The 19,716-nt window shown below is 69.1% G+C and carries 20 protein-coding genes; 15 read left to right on the top strand and 5 right to left on the bottom strand.

The annotated features are described in order from the left end of the window. Nucleotides 1–7 precede the first annotated feature (7 nt). Complete coding sequence (locus ACHAA4_RS10675; protein ID WP_084479395.1) at nucleotides 8–178, top strand: DUF3117 domain-containing protein; 171 nt, start codon at nucleotides 8–10, stop codon at nucleotides 176–178. Nucleotides 179–301: 123 nt separating this feature from the next. Here the strand turns inward: ACHAA4_RS10675 and ACHAA4_RS10680 are convergent, their stop codons facing one another. After that, on the bottom strand, nucleotides 302–952 hold the full coding sequence (locus tag ACHAA4_RS10680) for an O-methyltransferase (protein WP_435774156.1): 651 nt from the start codon (nucleotides 950–952) through the stop codon (nucleotides 302–304). A 153-nt stretch (nucleotides 953–1,105) separates the two neighbouring features. Here ACHAA4_RS10680 and ACHAA4_RS10685 point away from each other — a divergent pair, with 153 nt between their 5' ends. Then, nucleotides 1,106–1,999 carry a hypothetical protein gene (locus ACHAA4_RS10685; RefSeq protein ID WP_435774157.1) on the top strand — a complete coding sequence of 298 codons (894 nt, stop codon included), beginning with the start codon at nucleotides 1,106–1,108 and terminating at the stop codon, nucleotides 1,997–1,999. Between the two features lie 26 nt (nucleotides 2,000–2,025). Further along, entirely contained in the window at nucleotides 2,026–2,637 is a 612-nt protein-coding gene (locus ACHAA4_RS10690; RefSeq protein WP_435774158.1) for a twin-arginine translocase TatA/TatE family subunit, read from the top strand. A gap of 107 nt (nucleotides 2,638–2,744) precedes the next feature. Here the strand turns inward: ACHAA4_RS10690 and ACHAA4_RS10695 are convergent, their stop codons facing one another. Continuing rightward, the gene (locus tag ACHAA4_RS10695; RefSeq protein WP_435774159.1) at nucleotides 2,745–3,875 is read right to left on the bottom strand and encodes an Mrp/NBP35 family ATP-binding protein; all 1,131 of its coding nucleotides are present in this window, start codon (nucleotides 3,873–3,875) and stop codon (nucleotides 2,745–2,747) included. Between the two features lie 87 nt (nucleotides 3,876–3,962). Here ACHAA4_RS10695 and ACHAA4_RS10700 point away from each other — a divergent pair, with 87 nt between their 5' ends. Further along, nucleotides 3,963–4,952, top strand: a complete 990-nt coding sequence (locus ACHAA4_RS10700; protein WP_435774160.1) for a YflT domain-containing protein — start codon at nucleotides 3,963–3,965, stop codon at nucleotides 4,950–4,952. 166 nt (nucleotides 4,953–5,118) lie between these two features. Here ACHAA4_RS10700 and ACHAA4_RS10705 read toward each other — a convergent pair whose 3' ends face one another. After that, the gene (locus tag ACHAA4_RS10705; protein WP_435774161.1) at nucleotides 5,119–5,394 is read right to left on the bottom strand and encodes a GlsB/YeaQ/YmgE family stress response membrane protein; all 276 of its coding nucleotides are present in this window, start codon (nucleotides 5,392–5,394) and stop codon (nucleotides 5,119–5,121) included. 160 nt (nucleotides 5,395–5,554) lie between these two features. Then, entirely contained in the window at nucleotides 5,555–7,189 is a 1,635-nt protein-coding gene (locus ACHAA4_RS10710) for an aminopeptidase P family protein (RefSeq protein ID WP_435774162.1), read from the bottom strand. An 84-nt stretch (nucleotides 7,190–7,273) separates the two neighbouring features. Between ACHAA4_RS10710 and ACHAA4_RS10715 the strand changes: the two genes are divergently transcribed. From ACHAA4_RS10715 to ACHAA4_RS10755, 9 genes are all read left to right on the top strand, one after another. Next, nucleotides 7,274–8,122, top strand: coding sequence for a PHP domain-containing protein (locus ACHAA4_RS10715; protein WP_435774163.1), 849 nt, complete (start codon nucleotides 7,274–7,276; stop codon nucleotides 8,120–8,122). Nucleotides 8,123–8,136: 14 nt separating this feature from the next. After that, a complete protein-coding gene (locus ACHAA4_RS10720) occupies nucleotides 8,137–8,787 on the top strand; it encodes a TetR/AcrR family transcriptional regulator (RefSeq protein WP_435774164.1) in 651 nt (216 codons plus the stop codon). A 108-nt stretch (nucleotides 8,788–8,895) separates the two neighbouring features. After that, entirely contained in the window at nucleotides 8,896–9,129 is a 234-nt protein-coding gene (locus ACHAA4_RS10725) for a DUF3107 domain-containing protein (protein WP_435774165.1), read from the top strand. 11 nt (nucleotides 9,130–9,140) lie between these two features. Next, nucleotides 9,141–10,919, top strand: a complete 1,779-nt coding sequence (locus tag ACHAA4_RS10730; RefSeq protein ID WP_435774166.1) for a DEAD/DEAH box helicase — start codon at nucleotides 9,141–9,143, stop codon at nucleotides 10,917–10,919. A gap of 11 nt (nucleotides 10,920–10,930) precedes the next feature. Then, nucleotides 10,931–11,836 carry a DNA-methyltransferase gene (locus tag ACHAA4_RS10735; protein WP_435774167.1) on the top strand — a complete coding sequence of 302 codons (906 nt, stop codon included), beginning with the start codon at nucleotides 10,931–10,933 and terminating at the stop codon, nucleotides 11,834–11,836. Next, a complete protein-coding gene (locus tag ACHAA4_RS10740) occupies nucleotides 11,833–12,717 on the top strand; it encodes an ABC transporter ATP-binding protein (RefSeq protein ID WP_435774168.1) in 885 nt (294 codons plus the stop codon). The genes ACHAA4_RS10735 and ACHAA4_RS10740 overlap by 4 nt, the downstream gene beginning before the upstream one ends. Then, nucleotides 12,714–13,394, top strand: coding sequence for an ABC transporter permease (locus ACHAA4_RS10745; protein ID WP_435774169.1), 681 nt, complete (start codon nucleotides 12,714–12,716; stop codon nucleotides 13,392–13,394). The genes ACHAA4_RS10740 and ACHAA4_RS10745 overlap by 4 nt, the downstream gene beginning before the upstream one ends. Beyond that, nucleotides 13,391–14,062: an ABC transporter permease gene (locus ACHAA4_RS10750; protein ID WP_435774170.1), complete on the top strand. Its 672-nt coding sequence runs from the start codon at nucleotides 13,391–13,393 to the stop codon at nucleotides 14,060–14,062. Before ACHAA4_RS10745 ends, ACHAA4_RS10750 begins: the two co-directional genes overlap by 4 nt. A 109-nt stretch (nucleotides 14,063–14,171) precedes the next feature. Continuing rightward, nucleotides 14,172–15,077: an ABC transporter substrate-binding protein gene (locus ACHAA4_RS10755; RefSeq protein WP_435774171.1), complete on the top strand. Its 906-nt coding sequence runs from the start codon at nucleotides 14,172–14,174 to the stop codon at nucleotides 15,075–15,077. Between the two features lie 121 nt (nucleotides 15,078–15,198). Here the strand turns inward: ACHAA4_RS10755 and ACHAA4_RS10760 are convergent, their stop codons facing one another. After that, nucleotides 15,199–16,662: a glutamyl-tRNA reductase gene (locus ACHAA4_RS10760; protein ID WP_435774172.1), complete on the bottom strand. Its 1,464-nt coding sequence runs from the start codon at nucleotides 16,660–16,662 to the stop codon at nucleotides 15,199–15,201. 59 nt (nucleotides 16,663–16,721) lie between these two features. Between ACHAA4_RS10760 and hemE the strand changes: the two genes are divergently transcribed. Beyond that, nucleotides 16,722–17,942 (top strand): uroporphyrinogen decarboxylase, encoded by a 1,221-nt coding sequence (gene hemE, locus ACHAA4_RS10765; RefSeq protein ID WP_435774173.1) that lies wholly within the window; start codon nucleotides 16,722–16,724, stop codon nucleotides 17,940–17,942. Between the two features lie 11 nt (nucleotides 17,943–17,953). Continuing rightward, nucleotides 17,954–19,639, top strand: coding sequence for a protoporphyrinogen/coproporphyrinogen oxidase (locus ACHAA4_RS10770; RefSeq protein WP_435774174.1), 1,686 nt, complete (start codon nucleotides 17,954–17,956; stop codon nucleotides 19,637–19,639). The last annotated feature ends 77 nt before the right edge of the window (nucleotides 19,640–19,716 follow it).

Consider the following 19,716-nt stretch of genomic DNA (forward strand, 5'->3'; position numbering starts at 1 on the left):
GCACTCGATGGCTGCAATGAAACCGCGCACTGGCGACGGTCCGATGGAGGTCACTCAGGAGGGCCGCAGCCTGATCATGCGGGTGCCTATCGACGGTGGGGGCCGTCTGGTGTTGGAGATCAACAACGAAGAGGCCCAGGCGCTCAAGCAGTGCCTCATCAAGGCCGTCGGAGAATGATCCTCGGTTCAGGCCGGTCGTGCACAGCGCGACCGACCTGAACCGTATCTGTCTGATTCACCGGGAGCCCCCGGTGCCGGCTGGTCGTAAGAGGATCCGCTCTGGAGGCCGGCCCGCCGCGGCTCAGCCTCGCGCAGCCACCAGCAGCCCCGAACCTGTCCCGAGCATCGCCGTGCGCAGGCGATCGTCCTCGAGGAGGCGGCGCTCCAGCTCCCGCATCTGCTGCGTGGAATCGTCGCGCACGGCCGGGCGTGCCAGCCGATCATGGTCCAGGGCATCGTTGATGATCAGCAGGCCTGACGGGCGCAGAAGCCTGATGCCCTGCTCGACGTACTCCACGGCGTGCGCCGCCTCCGCGTCGACGAACACCAGGTCGTAGCCGCCGGTGGTCAGCCGTGCCAACACCTGTTCGGCCCGTCCCGTGATCAGCCGCGTGCGCGCCGAGGCCAGCTTGGCGTCACGGAAAGTCTCTCGCGCCGCGTGGATGTGGTCTGCCTCGTAGTCGATGCTGGTCAGGACCGCGTCCGGAGTTGCCCCGCGGAGCAGCGCCAGCGAGGAGACGCCGACTCCGGTTCCCACTTCGACCAGGGCATGCGCCCGGGTGCTGGCCGCGAGCACGGTCAGCAACGAGGCCACCCCTTGGCTCACGGGCTGCACCCCGAAGTTCTCCGCGCGACGGCGCGCCTGCACCAGTGCAGGTTCCTCCTCGGCGTGCTGTTCCGCGTAGGCCCAGCTTGAATGCTTGACCGAATGCTGGGAGTGCTGGGTTTTCATGGAACCTTCTCTGCGTGCGAATGAATGAACGGGCGACCGGTGCGCGTAGGCCGGTCGGATCACCGCACCTCGGAGCGCCAGAAGGCACTCAAAAGGGGGAATTTTCTCCAAATTTTCAGCTTCTGCCCAGTTCTACCCTTCATGATAGCCAGGATGATCAGGCACGATCGCAGAACTCCGCCCGTTCGCGGAGTCGGCAGCGGTGAGTCACACCGCAGCTGGCAGCGCGCAGCGGTCGCCCACGAAGCCACGCGGCCGCGCGCCGGGTGGCTGGTGGCGCTGACCCTGCTGGTCCTTGTGCTGCTCGGGGTCCTCGTCTTCGTCGCCGCCTGGGTCGTCGGGGGACGCGCTCTGCCGCAGATCAACTCGGTCCAGTCGCTGCTTCCCCAGGGCCCACAGTCCAGCGAGCAGGAGGGTGAGGGCTTTGCCGACGACGGCGCGTCCAGCACCCCACTGACCAGCACCGATCTGAACCTGATTCCGATCGATGCCTCCGACGCCACGCTGCCCGGTGCGCCGGAGAGCAGCGAGATCCAGCAGATCCCCCTGGACAGCCTGAACGCGCTCAAGAGCCTGGGCTGGTCCGTCCCGCATCTCTCAGGCTTCGGGCTGACCACCGAGTACGCCGAGACCGGAGTGGTCGACGGGATCCGCACGGTCCAGGTCAGACTCACCGACGGTGAGCATCGGCTCGACATCTCCGAGACCCGCCCCGAGGAGTCCGGAGTGGAACTGGCCGCACTGGAGTCGAAGCTCGACGGCGTCGTGGACACCTCCGCCGCCGCGCGGGAGACCCTGGCCCTGCGCACCGGTGACGACTGCCAGCTCTACGTCTCCGAAGAGTCCGAGGAGTGGACCGCCGCCATGGAGAGCGCGCGGGTCCAGTACGTGGTCACCTCTGATCTGCCCGCTGAGACCGCCGAGCAGATCTCGAACTGGGTGATGGCCACCGACCGCTCGCGGGTGCAGGTGCTGCCGATCGTCCCCTCCGGGTCCGAGCGGCTCGAGCGCGGCTTCGAAGAGCTGCTCGACTGGCTCACCGACTGAGTCGCCGCTGACGGTAGGGTTGAGCTGTGCATGGAATCAACGGCTACGAGTTCGTGATCCTGGTCGTTCTCGCGCTCGTCATCCTCGGCCCTGAACGGCTTCCGCAGTATGCCCGGAATCTGGCCCGCTGGGCACGGCAGGCCCGGGACATGGCCGAAGACGCCAAGGGTCGGTTCAAGGACGAGACCGGCACCGACTTCGACGACGTCGACTGGAAGCGCTACGACCCCCGCCAGTACGATCCACGCAGGATCATCCGCGACGCGCTGAGCAACGAATATGGCGATGACTTCCGCGAGACCCGGTCTGCGGTGACCGGAACTCTGGACTCCGCGCGCGCAGCGACCGATCCGCGCGAACTCTTCCGCAGCAAGAAGGACACCAGCTCAGCCGGTCCGGCCCCCACGGGCGGAGTGTCCCCCTCAGCCGCGAAGCGCTCCTCGGGTGCCATCGCCGCTGGCATGGCCGGCGCCGCCACGAGCTCCGCAACTCCCAGCTCCGCAGCGTCGAGCTCGACAGATCCAGCCGCGAAGGGTCGCGGGGCAGGGAATCCTAGTACGGGTGGTGCCGATACGAAGGACTCCACCACCCCACTCGACGCCGGGCGCCCGGCGCCCTTCGACACCGAGGCCACCTGACCCACCCCTCCCCAGCGTTTTACTGGGCCCTACGTGGTGGACCGGCCCGACCGTGGGCCCTGTGGAACTCGTAAGCGCTGGTAAAACGCCGTGTGGGTGGGGTGGGGTCAGGCGGGGCTGATGGGCAGCTTGCGGCCGCTGATGCCGCGCTGCTGCACGGCCAGTCGGGAGGCGATCCCGCGCAGCGCGATTCCGGCCGGTGACTCAGGCGCCGAGAGCACCACCGGCTCGCCGTCGTCGCCGGCCTCGCGCAGGGTCATGTCCAGCGGCACCGAGCCCAGCAGCGGGACCTCGGCCTCCAGGGAGTCGCTGAGCCGGTCGGCGACCAGTTGGCCGCCGCCGGAGCCGAAGAGCTCGAAGCTGGAGCCGTCGGGCAGGGTCATCGGGCCCATGTTCTCGATCACCCCGGCCACGCGCTGCTTGGTCTGCGAGCTCAGCGCGCCGGCTCGTTCGGCCACGCTCGATGCGGCGACCTGCGGGGTGGTGACCACCAGCAGCTCCGAGCCGGGCAGCAGCTGCGCCACCGAGATGGCGATGTCACCGGTGCCCGGGGGCAGATCCAGCAGCAGCACGTCGAGGTCGCCGAAGTGCACGTCAGTGAGGAACTGCTCCACCGCGCGGTGCAGCATCGGACCACGCCAGGCCACCGCCTGGTTGCCCTCGACGAACATCCCGATCGAGATGGTCTTCACCCCGTACGCCACAGGCGGCAGGATCATCTCGTCGAGCCGGGTGGGCTTGTCGGTGATACCCATCAGGTCCGGGATGCTGAAGCCATGGATGTCCGCGTCGATGATGCCGACTTTGAGCCCCTGTGCGGCCATCGCACAGGCGAGGTTGACCGTGACCGAGGATTTGCCGACCCCGCCCTTCCCTGAGGCCACGGCGTAGACGCGGGTGAGGTTCTCGGGCTGGGCGAAGCGATTGACCTTCCCGGTCTCGCCACCGCGCAGATGGTCCTTGAGCTCGGCGCGCTCCTCGGGGGTCATCACGCCCAGCTGGACCGAGGCGGTGGAGACCCCTTCGGCGCGCACGGCGGCGGCAGTGACGTCGTCGACGATCCGGCTGCGCATCGGGCAGGCGGCGATGGTCAGCTTGACGCCCACCTGCGCGGCGCCGGCGTCATCGACGCTGATCTCACCCACCATGCCCAGCTGGGTGATCGGCAGGCGCAGCTCCGGATCGATGACCTCGGCGAGGCGCTGGCGGATGCGTTCGGTGATGGATGGATCAGACACCGCCCCAGTCTACGAGTCTCGTGCCGCCATGACGTCGCTGGTCTCCGGAGGGCTCCGCCATAGAGGCCGACCTGAGAGGATGGGGGAATGTCGATGAATGCTGGGACCAGTGCAGGCGGAATGTTCACCGGAGGGCTGCCGAAGGGCGAGCTGCTGGGGCGCTACCGCTCCTACGAGGATGCGCAGAAGGTGGTGGATCATCTCACCGCCGCCGAGGACTTCGACGTGAAGGCGCTGACGATCGTGGGCAACGATCTGCGCTCGGTGGAGCACATCCGCACCCGGCTGACCTACCCGCGCGTCGCCCTCGGCGGGGCGGCGCAGGGCGCCATGTTCGGCGCGTTCATCGGTCTGATCCTCTACCTGTTCAGCCCTGAGGCGAGCATCTACAACTTCGCCTTCTCGGTGGTGCTGGGCATGGCGATCTGGATGATCATCGGAGTCATCGGCTTCGGCATGCGCAAGGGCAAGCGCGAGTACGCCTCCTCCTCCCAGCTGGTGGCGACCACCTTCGACGTGGTCTGCGAGTTCTCCTCGGCCCACCGGGCGCGCCAGCTGGTCCCCGGGGCGCAGGTGATGAGCCTCAACGCCTACAACGATCCGACCTCGCAGTCCTCGGCGCGGCTCGTGCCGGCCCAGCCCGCCCCCGCCCGTCCGGCGTCAGCGCCGGCCCAGCCCGGGCCGGGAGGCCACGGCTCAGGACAGCAAGGCTCAGGTGAGCCGGCTTCCGGACATCAAGCGTCCGGACAACAGGATTCGGGGGAGCCGGGCTCCGGCCAGGAGACGACGTCGCCCGAAGCGGCTCCCGACCGGTTCGTGGCTGGGTACAACGATCTTCCCGATGGGCGTCCACGCTACGGCGTGCGCGTCCCGTCGGCGCAGACTCCAGCCGAAGCCGGCGCAGAGGGTGGTGCGGCAGAGGGTGCAGAGCACGGCACACCAGGCGAAGCAGAAGGCGCTGCAGCGCATCCTGCCGGCCAGCCGCCGCGGGATGTCGCCGCGGACCCGGCCCACACACCGGAGCGGGACTCACCCGCGCCCGCAGACGGCACGGACGACCCGCCGCGCAGTTCCTGACGACCCCCAGGCGTGAGGTCAGCCTCTCGGCCTGTGCTGAACTCTCCGCCACACACAGAAGCGCCCCGCCCATCCGATGCTCCAGTGGAGCAAGGATGTGCGGGGCGCTTCTTGTGTTCAGTGCGGTGAGGGCTCAGTCAAGAACCGATGGCCGCGCTGAAGTGGTTCAGACGGTCTTGCGACCGCGGCGACCGGTGATGGCCTGCCAGATGAAGGCAACCAGGACGCCGCCGCCGATGGCGAAGAGCCATGTGGGCAGATCGAAGAACGAGTCATTGACGTTGATGCCGAAGACTGCTGAGGCGATGAAGCCGCCGAGCAGTGCGCCGAGCACACCGGTGATGAGTGCAGCGATCCAGCCGCCGGCCTGCTTGCCGGGCAGGATGAGTCGAGCGATGGCGCCGGCGATGAGGCCCAGGACGAGCCAAGCGATGATTCCCATGATGTTCCTCCATTGATCTTCTGGACCTGTCAGGTCCGACTCATTCCAGCGTAGTCCCTGCAACGCAGGATCTAGTATTGTTTTGAGTCTGACAGTGATCGGCTACATCACAGTTCTGTCACCGCTTTATCACACTTATTCGCAGGTCAGGACTAGATCTTCAGGCATTCCAGACGCCCTGCATCCACTGTTCAATGTCCTGCGCCGTGCGGGGGAGTGCTGCGGAGAGATTCTCCGCACCGTCGGCTGTGACGAGCACGTCATCTTCGATCCGGATTCCGATTCCGCGGAACTCCGCAGGCACGGCGAGATCCTCATTCTTGAAGTAGAGACCAGGCTCGATGGTGAAGACCATTCCAGGTTCCAGAACCCCGTCGAGGTAGAGCTCGCGCTTGGCCTGGGCACAGTCGTGGACGTCCAGGCCGAGATGGTGGCTGGTGCCGTGAGGCATCCACCTGCGGTGATGCTGTCCGGTCTCGTCCAGGGCCTCCTCGAGACTGACCGGCAGCAGACCCCAGTCGTCGAGGTGCTCGGCGAGGACCGTGACCGCCGCCGCGTGGATCTCACGGAACCTGATCCCGGGCCGGACCACGGCGAACGCGGCATCGGCGGCGGCGAGCACCGCGTCATAGATCCTGCGCTGGGCGGGGGAGAACTCGCCGTTGACAGGCAGGGTCCGCGTGATGTCCGCGGTGTAGAGCGAGTCCGCTTCCACGCCGGCATCGAGCAGCAGCAGATCCCCCCGGCGCACGGCTCCGTGGTTGCGTATCCAGTGCAGCACCGTGGCGTTGTTTCCGGCGGCTGCGATCGTGTCGTAGCCGAGATCATTGCCCTCCAGCCGGGCGCGGGCGAAGAACGCTCCCTCGACGATCCGCTCGCCGCGGGCATGATCTGCCGCGCGCGGCAGGGCGGCCACGACGTCGTGGAAACCGGCGATCGTGGCATCGACCGAGACCCGCATCTGCGCGACCTCCCACTCGTCCTTGACCAGGCGCAGCTCGGAGAGGGCCTCGGCCAGCTCGCCGTCGAAGGCGTCCGAGGTCTCCAGGTCCACGGTCGTGTTGATCCGTGAGGTGTCCACCAGGGCGTCCACGTCCATGTCGACCTCGCGCAGCAGCCGGATCCTGGTCCCGCCGAACTCCACCGGGCCGGCGTTCTTGGTCACGGCGACCTCCAGGGCCCCGGAGTCGGCGGTGCGCAGCCCGAGCCGCTGCGAGAACTCCTCCAGTCCGGGCCGGGGACCGATCCAGAACTCGCCGTGTCGGGCGTCGGCGTAGAACTCCTGGGTGTCGCGGCCGGCCATCGGTTTGAAATAGAGGGTGACCTCATGTCCTGAGCCGTGATCGCCGGTGCCCTCGTCCACCGGTTCGAAGACCAGCACCGCACCTGGCTCATGGTCCACACCGAGGCCGGAGAGATGGGCGAAGGCCGAGTGGGGGCGGAACCGGTAGTCCGTGTCGTTGGAGCGCACCTTGTGCGGCCCCGCGGGGATCACCAGCCGCTCGCCCGGGAACTGCGCCGAGACCGCGCCCCGCCGCGCCGACGCGTGGCCGGCGACCTCGTCGCGCTCATGCTGCACCGGCTCGGCCGGCGCCCAGCTGGACGCCATGAACTCCTTGAACGCCTCGGAGGTGGGCCGCTGCGAGCGGTTGTTCACCCGGTCGCTGAGCTCCTGCGCCTGATCGGGCGCCTGGTCCTGCGGCTGCGCGGGGACGAACCCCGCCGACGAGGACGGCGAGACGACGTCGAACTCTTCTCGCTTCTCTGAACTGGTCATGTTCTCTGAACTGGTCATGGCTCCAGTCTAGGTGGGGGGACCCTTCCGGGGCGGGCCTGCGGGAGGCCGTTCCGTCGGGTGCTGGCCGGTAGGCTGAAGAGCATGAGCGTGGACCTGCACACCCATTCCAACGTCTCCGACGGCACCGAATCTCCGGCCGCGGTGATCGCGGCCGCGGCCGCCGCCGGCCTGCAGGGGCTCGCGCTGACCGACCACGACACCACCGCCGGCTGGGACGAGGCGATCACCGCCGCTCTCGAGCACCGGATCACCCTGCTGCCCGGCATGGAGATCACCACGCTGACCGAGAACGGGATCAGCGTGCATCTGCTCAGCTACCTCCATGACCCGCTGCACCCCGGACTCTCGGCCGCCGTCGCGCAGGCCCGGGATGGTCGGCTGCACCGGGCGCGGCGTATCGCGGACCGACTCTCGGTGGACTTCCCGCTGACCTGGGAAACCGTGGAACAGCACGTCAGCGCCGGGGCCACAGTCGGGCGGCCGCATCTCGCCGACGCGCTGGTCGGCATCGGGGCGGTGGCTGATCGGCAGGAGGCCTTCGACCACCTGCTGCACTCGGCGTCCCCCTACTACGTCGGCCAGGACAACATGCACCCGACGACGGCCATCCGGCTGGTCCGCGAGGCGGGGGGAGTCCCGGTGCTGGCCCACGGCATGGCCTCCGCGCGCGGCCGCACGGTCAGCGCCGAGCAGCTCGAGGAGATGGTCGCCGCAGGCCTCGCCGGGGTGGAGGTCTACCACCGGGACAACGCCGAATCGGGCCGCGAGGTGCTCCGCGAGCTGGCCGCCCGCCACGACCTCCTGGTCACCGGCTCCTCGGACTACCACGGCACCGGCAAGGAGAACCTGATCGGGGAGAACACCACCCCCTGGGAGACCGTGGAGACGCTGTGCGCCCAGGCGACCGGGACTGCCCCGATCCGGGCCTGAATAGACTGTCGACTATGAGCCAGAGCACAAGAGACCCCGCCGGCATCGTGCGGGCCAAGCGGCTGCCTCGGGAACAGCGCCGCACCCAGCTGCTGGAATGCGCGCTGCAGGTCTTCGTGGCCAAGGGGTATCACGGCGCCTCGATGGATGACATCGCCGAGATCGCCCAGGTCTCCAAGCCGGTGCTCTACCAGCACTTCCCCGGCAAGCACGAGCTCTTCCTCGGGCTGCTCGACACCCACTTGGGGGCACTGGAGCACGAGCTCACCCAGGCGCTGTCCATGGCCGAGGACAACAAGGACCGGGTGCAGGCCACCATGGGAGCCTTCTATGAGTTCATCTCCCGCAAGGACGAGGCCTACCGGCTGGTCTTCACCTCCGGCATGGACAACGACGACGAGGTCGAGGACCGGCTCGAACGCTTCCACGACGACATGGCCACCGCGATCGCCGAAGTCATCGCCGACGACACCGGCCAGCCGATGGCCGAGGCCACGATGCTCGGCCACGGCCTGATCGGCATGGCGCTCTCGGCGGCCCGGCACTGGAGCCGGCTCTCCGAGCGTCCGGACCGGGAGGTCTCTGCCGAGCTGACGGCGCGTTTGGCTTGGCGCGGAATCTCGGGCTTCCCGAAAGAGTCTGAAAGCACGGACAGCACAAGGTAGGTAGACTCTGGGCAGGTAAACCCGCCCGCTTCTTTCGCACCCGCCCGCATGACGGGCAGCTGCGGAACTCTTCGAAGTGGGCGCAGCCCATAGATTCAAGGAGTTGGCATGGAAGTACGTATCGGCATTCAGCACGTCTCTCGCGAGATCGTCATCGAGACCGACGCCAAGCCCGAAGAGATCGAGCAGGCCGTGGCCAGCGCCATCGAAGGCGCGCAGCCGCTGCTCAGCCTGGAAGATCGCCGCGGCAAGAAGATCGTCGTGCCCGTCGCGTCCATCGGCTACGTGGAGATCGGCTCCGACACCAAACAGACTGTGGGCTTCGCAGCCGCAGTCGCCTAATGAAAGTACCTATGACTGAACAGACCACCGAGCCCTCAGCCGCCGAGACGGACACCACCCTCGCCGCCGCTGACCCCGAGCTCGTCGAGGCCGTCGAAGCCTCCAGCCTCACCTTTGCAGACTTCAACGTGCGCCCCGAGATCGTCGAGGCCCTCGCCGCCAAGGGGATCACCACCCCCTTCCCGATCCAGGCCGAGACCCTGCCGATCGCGCTGGGCGGCTATGACATCATCGGCCAGGCCAAGACCGGCACCGGCAAGACCCTGGGCTTCGGCATCCCCGCCATCCAGCGTGTCACCAGCCCCGATGACGCCGGCTATGACGACCTTCCGGCCCCCGGCGCGCCCCAGGCGCTGATCGTGGCCCCGACCCGCGAGCTCGCCGTGCAGGTGGCCTCCGACATCAAGGTCGCCGCCGCCCGGCGCGGCATCCGCGTGGCCACCATCTACGGCGGCCGTGCCTACGAGCCGCAGATCGAAGAGCTGGACCGCGGCGTCGAGATCGTCGTCGGCACCCCCGGCCGACTGATCGACCTGCACCGCCAGCGCCACCTGAAGCTGAAGAACGTCAACATCGTGGTCCTCGACGAGGCCGACGAGATGCTCGACCTCGGCTTCCTCCCCGACGTGGAGACGCTGCTCTCCGCCGTCCCGGAGGTCGGTCGCCAGACCATGCTCTTTTCCGCGACCATGCCCGGCCCCGTGGTGGCCATGGCGCGCCGCTACATGTCCAAGCCGACGCACATCTCCGCTGCGGATCCGCTGGACGAGGGCATCACCAAGAAGGACATCCGGCAGCTGGTCTACCGCGCGCACCACCTGGACAAGGACGAGGTCATCGCCCGCCTGCTCCAGGCCGAGGGCCGCGGCCGCACCCTCGTCTTCACCCGGACCAAGCGCCAGGCCGACCGGCTTTCCGCCGAGCTGCAGTCCCGCGGCTTCGCCGCCGGCGCCATCCACGGCGACCTGGGCCAGGGTGCCCGCGAGCAGGCCCTGCGCGCCTTCCGCAACGAGAAGATCGACGTGCTGGTCGCCACCGACGTCGCCGCACGCGGCATCGACGTCACCGACATCACCCACGTCATCAACCTCACCGCCCCCGATGACGAGAAGGCCTATCTTCACCGCGTGGGCCGCACCGGCCGTGCAGGCAAGACCGGCATCGCCGTGACCTTCGTCGACTGGGAGGACATGCCCAAGTGGAAGCTCATCGACAAGGCCCTCGGCCTGGGCATCCCGGAACCCATCGAGACCTACTCCTCCTCTGCGCACCTCTACGAGGACCTCGACATCCCCAAGGGCACCAAGGGGCGCCTGCCGCGGCATAAGCGCTCCAAGGCCGGACTCGACGCCGAGGAGCTCGAGGACCTGGGCGGACCCGAGAAGCGCAAGTCCAGCGGCGGACGCGGTGACCGCGACTCCGGTCGCGGTGGACGCGGCGGTGACCGCGACGGCGGACGAGGCGGTCGCTCCGGCGATCGCGACTCCTCACGCGGCGGCCGGGACTCCGGCCGCGGTCGCACCCGCACCGACGACTCCAACCGGGACTCGACTCGGGACTCCTCCCAGGAGTCTGCACCCGCAGCCGAGGGTTCAGCCGCCCCGCGCAGCCGCAACCGTCGCCGCACCCGCGGCGGCGAAGACACCGGCTCCGCCAGCCAGGCCCAGCAGGGTCAGCCCGCCGAGTCTGCTGCGCCGTCTGCGGGTTCAGAGCCCGCCACGCAGCCCAGGCGGCGTCGTCGTCGTCGCGGCGGCTCCGGCTCGGGCGAGAACGCCTCCAGCGAGAGCTGAACGGCACCGATGTGAGCGACGGGGAGAGTGCTGCGGCGCGCAGCCGCAGCTTCGACCCCGACGGTGGTTCGCAGGTGCTCGAGGGTGAGAACCTCGAGCTCCTGCCGAACCTGCCCGACGGCGCCTTCACGGTGATCTACCTGGACCCGCCCTTCAACACCGGGCGGGCCCAGCGGGCCACCAAGACCACCAACACCCTGCGTCCCGACGGTGAGGGCAACCGAGCGGGCTTCCGTGGGCGCAGCTATGACACGGTCCGCCGCGCGCTGGCCGCATACGACGACTCCTTCACCGACTACTGGGAGTTCCTCGAGCCCCGGCTTCTGCATGCCTGGCGGCTGCTCGCCGATGAGGGCACCCTGTACCTGCACCTGGACTACCGCGAGGTCCACTACGCCAAGGTCCTCTGCGACGCGATCTTCGGGCGGGAGTGCTTCCTCAACGAGATCATCTGGGCCTACGACTACGGCGGGCGCACCAAGAAGCGCTGGCCCACCAAGCACGACACGATCCTGGTCTACGTGAAGAACCCCGACGGCTACATCTTCAACGCCGAGGCCGTGGACCGCGAGCCCTATATGGCACCCGGGCTGGTCACCGCCGAGAAGGTGGCGCGCGGCAAGCTGCCCACCGACGTCTGGTGGCACACGATCGTCTCGCCCACGGGCCGGGAGAAGACCGGATACCCCACGCAGAAGCCGGTGGGACTGGTCCGCCGGATGGTCCAGGCCTCCTCGAATCCGGGGGACTGGGTGCTCGACTTCTTCGCCGGATCCGGCACCCTGGGCGCGGTGGCCGTGGAGACCGGGCGACGCTTCATCTGCATCGACTCTTCCCCGCAGGCCCTGGACGTGATGGAGAATCGTCTGGGCGAGCACGCGCAGGTCCACCGACAGGCATTGATGGAGGCGTCATGATCGAATTTCGGCAGGTCAACAAGACCTACCCGGACGGGACCACCGCGGTCCAGGACTTCAGCCTCACCGTGCCCTCGCACACCACCACGGTGCTTCTCGGCTCCTCCGGCTGCGGGAAGACCACCCTGCTGCGGATGGTCAACCGGATGGTGGACCCCAGCTCCGGAGCCGTGCTCATCGACGACGAAGACGTGGCCGCCGCCGAGCCGGTGGCCCTGCGCCGGCGCATCGGCTACGTCATGCAGCACTCCGGACTGCTCCCGCACCGCCGGGTCATCGACAACATCGCCACCGTGCCGCGGCTCAACGGCGCCTCCCGGGCCGACGCGCGGGCCCGCGGCTACGAGCTGATGGAGATCGTCGGCCTCGACGCCTCCCTGGGCGTGCGCTACCCCGGCCAGCTCTCCGGCGGCCAGCAGCAGCGCGTCGGCGTGGCCCGCGGACTTGCCGCCGATCCGAACATCCTGCTCATGGACGAGCCCTTCGGCGCGGTGGACCCGCTGGTCCGCGTGGAGCTGCAGCGCGAACTCTCCCGGGTCCAGGCGGAGCTGAAGAAGACCATCATCTTCGTCACCCACGACATCGACGAGGCGCTGACCCTGGGGGACCAGATCGTGGTGCTCAAGGCTGGCGGAGAGATCGCCGCCGCCGGCACGCCTGCGGAGCTGGTGCAGAACCAGCAGGACGAGTTCGTCTCCCGCTTCCTCGGCCTGGACTCCGGTCGGCGGTCGCTGACCGCGGCCACAGCCGACGGCGGCGGCTGGCTGATCTCCGATGCGCAGGGCCGGCCCATGGGCGTGGTGGACTCCCAGCCGGAGCCTGCACGATCCAACGGCGTCCACACCAGCGCTGACCAGAACAACCCGTCCCAGCACCCATGACCTGGATCCTGGAGAACCTCCCGCGGATCGGGGAGCTCACACTCGCGCACCTGGCGCTGAGCCTGCCTGCGGTGGTCATCGCCTTCGTGCTTTCCATCCCCGTAGCCTGGGGCGCGAACCGGGTCCGGGCGCTGCGCGAACCGGTCCTCACCGGCACGGGGCTGCTCTACGCGGTGCCCTCGCTGCCGCTGTTCATCCTGCTGCCCGCGCTGATCGGCACCTCGGTGCGCGACCCGCTCAACGTGGTCATCGCGCTCTCGATCTTCGGCCTCGCCCTGATGGTGCGCTCCGCCGCGGAGGCCCTGGATGCAGTCACCGCTGACGTGCGCACCTCCGCCACCGCCATCGGATTCTCCGGAATCGGACGCTTCTTCACCGTGGAGCTCCCGCTGGCGGGTCCTGCCCTGCTCGCCGGGGTGCGCGTGGTCTGCGTCAGCTCGATCAGCCTGGTCTCGGTCAGCGCCGTGCTCGGGGTCAGCTCGCTGGGCTCGCTGTTCACCGACGGGTTCGCCCGAGACATCATCGGCGCCATCGTGGCCGGGATCCTGATGACGGTGGTGCTCGCGCTGGTCTGCGACCTGCTGCTGGTCCTGGCGGGGCGGATGCTGATGCCCTGGCAGCAGACGAGCCGCCGTCGTCGTCCGCTGCTGAGCAGGGCCCGGGAGGTCGCGGCATGACCAATATTCTCGAGGCGTTGAACTGGCTGTTCACCGCCGACTCCTGGACCGGGTCCGGCGGACTCTGGGTGCGCTCTCTGGAGCACCTCGGCTACACGCTGATCGCGCTTGGCATCGCCGCCGCGATCGCGCTGCCCCTGGGCCTGGCGATCGGCCACACCCGCAAGGGCCGCGGCGTCGCGATCGTGGCCACCGGCGCCGCCCGCGCGCTGCCCACGCTGGGCCTGCTGACCCTGGTGGCGCTGTTCACCGGGATCGGACTCACCGCCCCGATGGTGGCGCTGGTGATCCTCGCCGCGCCGTCGGTGCTGGCCGGCGCCTACGCCGGGGTGGAATCGGTGAACCAGGCCACCGTGGACGCCGCGCGCGCCCAGGGGATGAGCGGCTGGCAGGTCCTGACCCGGGTGGAGATCCCGCTGGGGCTGCCGCTGATCCTGAGCGGACTCCGGCTGGCGGCGCTGCAGATCATCGCCACCGCCACGCTCGCGGCCTATGTCGGTGCAGGCGGGCTCGGACGGCAGCTCTTCCTGGGGCTGCAGACCTATGACTACGCAGTGATGCTCGGCGCCTCCCTGGTGGTGATCCTGCTCGCGATCCTGGTGGACGCGGGGTTCGGCATCACCCAGCGGCTGCTGCGCCGGGTGCCCGGACTCGCCGGCACCGGATGAATATGACTGCGCACTGAGCACACTCCGCCGCTGGGGTTGAGTTTCTGCGAAGATTTCGCTCAGGACAAGTTGCCGCAAAGTGGGAGCTGCCAAGAGAAAGAGGACGACTATGAAGAGCACCGGACTGTGGGTCACGGGAACGATCGCCGCTCTGGCACTGACCGGCTGCGGCGGCGGAGACCCGCTCGCCGAAGAGGGCGAGTCAGATGCCGAGCAGGGCGAGGCCCTGGTGATCGGATCCCAGCAGTACTACTCCAACAGCATCATCGCCGAGCTCTACGCCCAGGCGCTGGAGGCCGAGGACATCGAGGTCGAGCGGGAGTTCGAGATCGGCCAGCGCGAGGTCTATGTCTCGGAGATCGAGTCCGGAGCCATCGACATCTTCCCCGAGTACGCGGGCAACTTCCTGCAGTACTACGAGGAGGACGCCGAGGCCGCCGCCCTGGAGGAGATCACCGCCGCGCTGGAGGAGGTGCTGCCCGAGGGTCTGCGCGTGCTCGAGCCCGCTGAGGCCACCGATCAGGACAGCTTCGTGGTGACCTCCGAGTTCGCCGAGGAGAACGACCTCACCGAGATCTCCGACCTCGCCGGCATCGAGGATCTGCGCATCGCCGCGAACTCCGAGTTCGAGACCCGGCCCTACGGACCCGAGGGACTCGAGGACGTCTACGGCGTGGAGATCACCGTGGTCCCGGTCCAGGACTCCGGCGGGCCGCTGACCGTGGACGCGCTGCTGAGCGGGGACGTGGAGGTCGCGGACATCTACAGCGCCGATCCGATCATCGAAGCCGAGGACCTCGTGGTGCTCGAGGACCCCGAGGAGCTGGTGCTCCCGCAGAACGTGCTGCCCGTGGTCTCGGAGCGAGTCGATGAGGACGCCGCAGCGGTGCTCGACGAGGTCAACGCCGCGCTGACCAGCGAGGAGCTGATCTCGCTGAACAGCCAGAGCGTCGACGAGCAGGCCGATCCTGCCGACGTGGCCGCCGACTGGCTCAGCGAACAGGGCCTGAACTGATCTGCCCCGCTGGGGTGATCCCCTCCCGGGCGTGAAAAAATCGTAGACCTGTGGTGAATCGTAGAGCTCTATCCCTACGACGAACCCACAGGTCTACGATTTTTTGCCCCCAGGGGACGGGTCAGCTGGCGCGGCGAATGTGCAGATCGCGCACGGCGTCGATGCGTTCGATCTCGAACTCACCGGGCCGGTGGTGCTGGCAGAACCCGCCGGCGGGGACCTTCGTGAGGTAGCTGGCCATCTGGGCGAGCTCCCCGGCGGAGAACTCCTCGGCCCGCCGACGCTTCGCGGGCTTGGCACGGGCAGGCTCCTCGCGCACCGGCACCTCGATGCCGTGCAGGTCCTGCAGCGCACGCACATAGTCCTCGGTGCGACCCTCGGCGGCCATCTCGCGGGCCCGCACGGTGGGGGTGTGCAGCATCTTGCGCACGATCCGGCGCACCGCGAACTCCACCTCTTCGGTGGCTCCGGTGCAGCCGTGCTGCTTGCGGATCTTGGTCATCTCTTCGTCCAGCAGCGCCTGGGTGTGCCGGCGCAGCGCCACGATGGCGTCATCGGCGGTGCGCTCGCGCCGCTCAGTCAGGTACTGATCCACTGCGGAGCGGACGACGTCGCGCGCCTCCTGCACCGAATCCTCGGTCTCGCCGGGGGCGGCCATCTTCACCGATTCCAGGGTGATCAGATCCACGCCGTCGAGCTCGGCCACATCGGGGTCGAAGTCATGGGAGAGGGCAAGGTCGATGACGGTCAGCGGCTTCTCCCGCGGGGAGTCCCCGGAGAGCCCGGCCAGGTTCTCGACCTCTTTGGCGGTGATCCGACGGTTGCCGCCGGAACAGCCGATGATCACATCGGCCTCGCGGAACGCGGCAGGAAGCTCCTGCATCTGCAGGGCGCGGGCCCCGCCGGCGCGCTCGGCCACGAAGTCCTCGGCGCGTCCGGAGCCGGAGAAGACCCCGATATCGGTGACCCCGCGCTCGACCAGCTGAGCCAGTGAGGTCCCGGAGTAGGCGCCGGTGCCGATCAGCACGACGTTCGCGCCAGGGTAGAAGGCCGCGCCGTCGCCGCGCATGTCTCCGGCGATGTCCAGGGCCACCGAGACGATGGAGCGTCCGCGGGAGCCCAGCGCGGTGCGGGTGCCGACATCCTTGGCGGTCCGGGACGCGGTCTCGAAGAGCTTGGTGAGGTTTCCAGAGATGGTGCCGGCGTGCTGGGCGTCGGCCAGAGATTTGCGCACCTGCCCGGCGATCTCGCGCTCACCGATGACTGCGGAGTCCAGACCGGCGCCGACCTCGAAGAGGTGAGAGACGGCGTCGTCCTCCACCAGAGTGCGGAAGGAGCGTCCGACCAGCTCGCGGTCCAGGCCCGAGGTCTCGGCCACGACGTCGAGGAGCTGCTCGCGGGTGGACTGCACGTCGTCATGGGAGGAGCCGCTGGACTCGGCGTAGATCTCCATGCGGTTGCACGTCGCCAGCGTCACGGCAGGCATGTGCACGGATCCGGCCAGTTCGGCCGCTCCTGAGCTGAGAGTGCCCACCGTCTCGAGGTCCAGCTCCGAGTGGGTGGCAACGAGAGAAATAAGTACCACGACGTCATCGATTCTACAGCGGGTCGAAGTGTGCCGCCGAAAAGTGGAGAATGTGGCATATGACTTCTGGATCTTTCGCCGGCATGGCCGCGTCCTCCCCGGCCACCGGCTCCGTCACGGCGATCCCGCGGGCGGCCGTACGTTCTCAGGGTTCCACCGCGCAGCTGCCCGAGGGCCATCCGCTGCTCACCGGGCTCACTGCTGACTCGGCGCTGCTGAACCAGTATCGCGGCGGGCGTAACAGTGCGGGGGAGATCACACGTCCGCACCGCCGCCCGGTGTGGTTCATGCGCCAGGCCGGCCGCTCGCTGCCCGAGTATCGGACGCTGCGCGAGGGCACCACCATGCTCGACTCCTGCCTGGACCCCGCGCTGGCCTCGGAGATCACGCTGCAGCCGGTGCGCCGGCACGACGTCGACGCCGCCATCTTCTTCTCTGACATCGTCATCCCGTTGCGCCTGGCCGGGATCGACGTCGAGATCCAGCCCGGTGTCGGTCCGGTGTTGGGTCACCCGGTGCGCACCCGGGCCGACGTCGAGGCCCTGCCCACGCTCGACGACGCCGCCTTCGCGCCGATCACCGAAGCGGTCAGGCGCACGGTGGCCGAGCTCGGCTCGACCCCGCTGATCGGCTTCGCCGGCGCCCCGTTCACATTGGCCGCCTACATGGTGGAGGGCAAGCCCTCCCGGGACCACCTCGGCCCGCGCACCATGATGCACGCCGACCCCGACACCTGGAACGCCCTCGCCGCCTGGGCCGCGGAGGTCTCCGGCCGGTTCATGCGCGCCCAGCTGATGGCCGGCGCCTCTGCCGCGCAGCTCTTCGACTCCTGGGCCGGGTCACTGGGCCGCGAGGACTACGCCCGCCACGTGCTGCGCCACTCCGCCGAGGCCTTCACCCACGTCAAGGACCTGGGCGGCACCACCCCTGAGGGGCACCGGGTCACCGCCCCGCTGATCCACTTCGGCACCGGCACCGGGGAGATCCTGGACCTGCTGCGTGCGGCGGGCGCCGACGTCGTCGGGGTGGACTACCGGCTGAACCTTGCCGAGGCCACCCGCCGGGTAGGTGCGGAGACGCCGCTGCAGGGCAACATCGACCCGGCGCTGCTGCCTGCGGACTGGCCCGTGCTGGAGAAGCATGTCCGCGCGATCATCGCGGCAGGTGCTGGCGCCGCCGGCCATGTGCTCAACCTCGGCCATGGAGTGCCCCCGGAGACCGACCCCGAGGTGCTCACCCGCGTGGTCAGCCTGATCCACGAGATCGGCTACGAGGACTGAGCTCCGCCTGAATGGACGCCCCGACCAACGCTCCGCTGAGCGAGCCCGCCGCCTCGTCTGCCGCATTCCGCGGTGACGCTGACGCTGTTGCTGACGGTGTCGCTGACGCAGTCGGCGAGCCGGCGCGCGCGCCACACGTCGCCGTGGTCGGCGGGGGCATCGCCGGGCTGATCGCGGCTTGGGACTTGGCTCGCGCCGGGGCCACGGTGCAGATCTTCGAGGCGGGCGACCGGCTGGGCGGCGCGATCGGTGCCCACGTCATGGGCGGTGTCGCCTACGACGCCGGCGCCGAGGCCTTCGCGACCCGCTCACCCGTGGTGCCGAAGCTGCTCCAGGAGCTCGGTCTGGACGAGCAGGTGGTGGCTCCGCAGCACTCGGCGGCCTGGCTGCAGCTGCCCGATCTCGCGGCCCCGCTTCCGGCCACCGGGATCCTAGGCATCCCCGCTGATCCCCTGGCCCCCGATGTGGTGGCGATCCTCGGTGCGGCCGAGGCGCGCCGCGCTGCCGAGGATCTCACCGCGCCCATGGAGAGCTGGGCCGAGGCCGCGGAGGCCCGGGCCGGGCAGATCTCCCTGGGCGAGGTGGTCCGGGACCGGATGGGCCAGGCTGTGCTGGACCGGCTGGTCACCCCGATCGTCTCCGGAGTCCATTCCGCGGATCCCGATGACCTCGACATGAACAACGCCGCCCCTGGACTCTTCGACGCGATGCTGCGCGAGGGCTCGCTGGCCCGCGCGGTCGCACTGGTGAAGTCCAAGGCTCCTCCTGGATCGGCCGTGAACTCCCTCTATGGCGGACTCAATCGGCTGGTCGGCGCGCTCGAGGCGGAGCTGCTCCGGCTCGGCGCAGAGATCCGACTCGACACCCCTGTCACCGACCTGGCGGCGCTCGCTGCGGGCAACGGCCCGGGGTTCGATCGGGGGAGCGACAATGCCGGCTGGAGCGTGCCGGATCATGTGATCCTCGCCCTGGATGCTCCGGCCGCGGTGCAGCTGGTGTCTGGAGTCGTGAACCTGGACGGGCTGGACCTGACCGGATTGACACCAGCGGGTGCGCAGGCCGCTGGTGCGACCGCCAACGACGCACCGGCCGCCGGCAGGTCCGCCAGCGACGCACCGGCCGTCAGCGCGCCGGACGCAGGCCGCGGCGTCGCCCTGGTCTCGATGATCCTGGACGCACCCGAGCTCGACGACCACCCGCGCGGCACCGGGGTGCTGGTCGCGCCCCAGGTCGAGACCATCGCCGCGAAGGCCATGACGCACATCAGCTCCAAATGGGAATGGGCGGACACCGCCGTGACCCACGCGCACGGGCCGGGCCACCATGTGGTGCGCCTGTCCTATGGCCGAGTCGGGCAGACCCACCAGGACGCGCTCGGCGCGGAGTCCAGCGACGCGCAGCTGCTCGCCGCGGCCGCCGAGGACGTCGGGGCGCTCTTCGGGGTGCCGATCGAACCGGAGCAGATCCTCGAGTCCAGCGTGATCCGCTGGCGCAAGGCGCTGCCGCAGACCTCCGCCGGCCATGCCGAGAGGATCACCGCGCTGCGCGAACGCCTGGCCGCGACCTCCGGCGCCGAAGCAGGTGAGGCCCGCCCCGGAATCCATCTGATCGGCGCCTGGTTCGCCGGCACCGGGCTCGCCCGGGTGGTGCCCGACGCGCGGGCCGCCGCCGCGACGATCCTCAGTGCCCGATCCTGATCAGTGCGGTCCTGACCAGCCCGCCCTGGTCACACCCCGCTGAGCCGTCCGTCACTTTTTTCGACGTCATGTAGAAA

The sequence above is a fragment of the Nesterenkonia maliinae genome (assembly GCF_051262655.1).
Lineage (GTDB): Bacteria > Actinomycetota > Actinomycetes > Actinomycetales > Micrococcaceae > Nesterenkonia.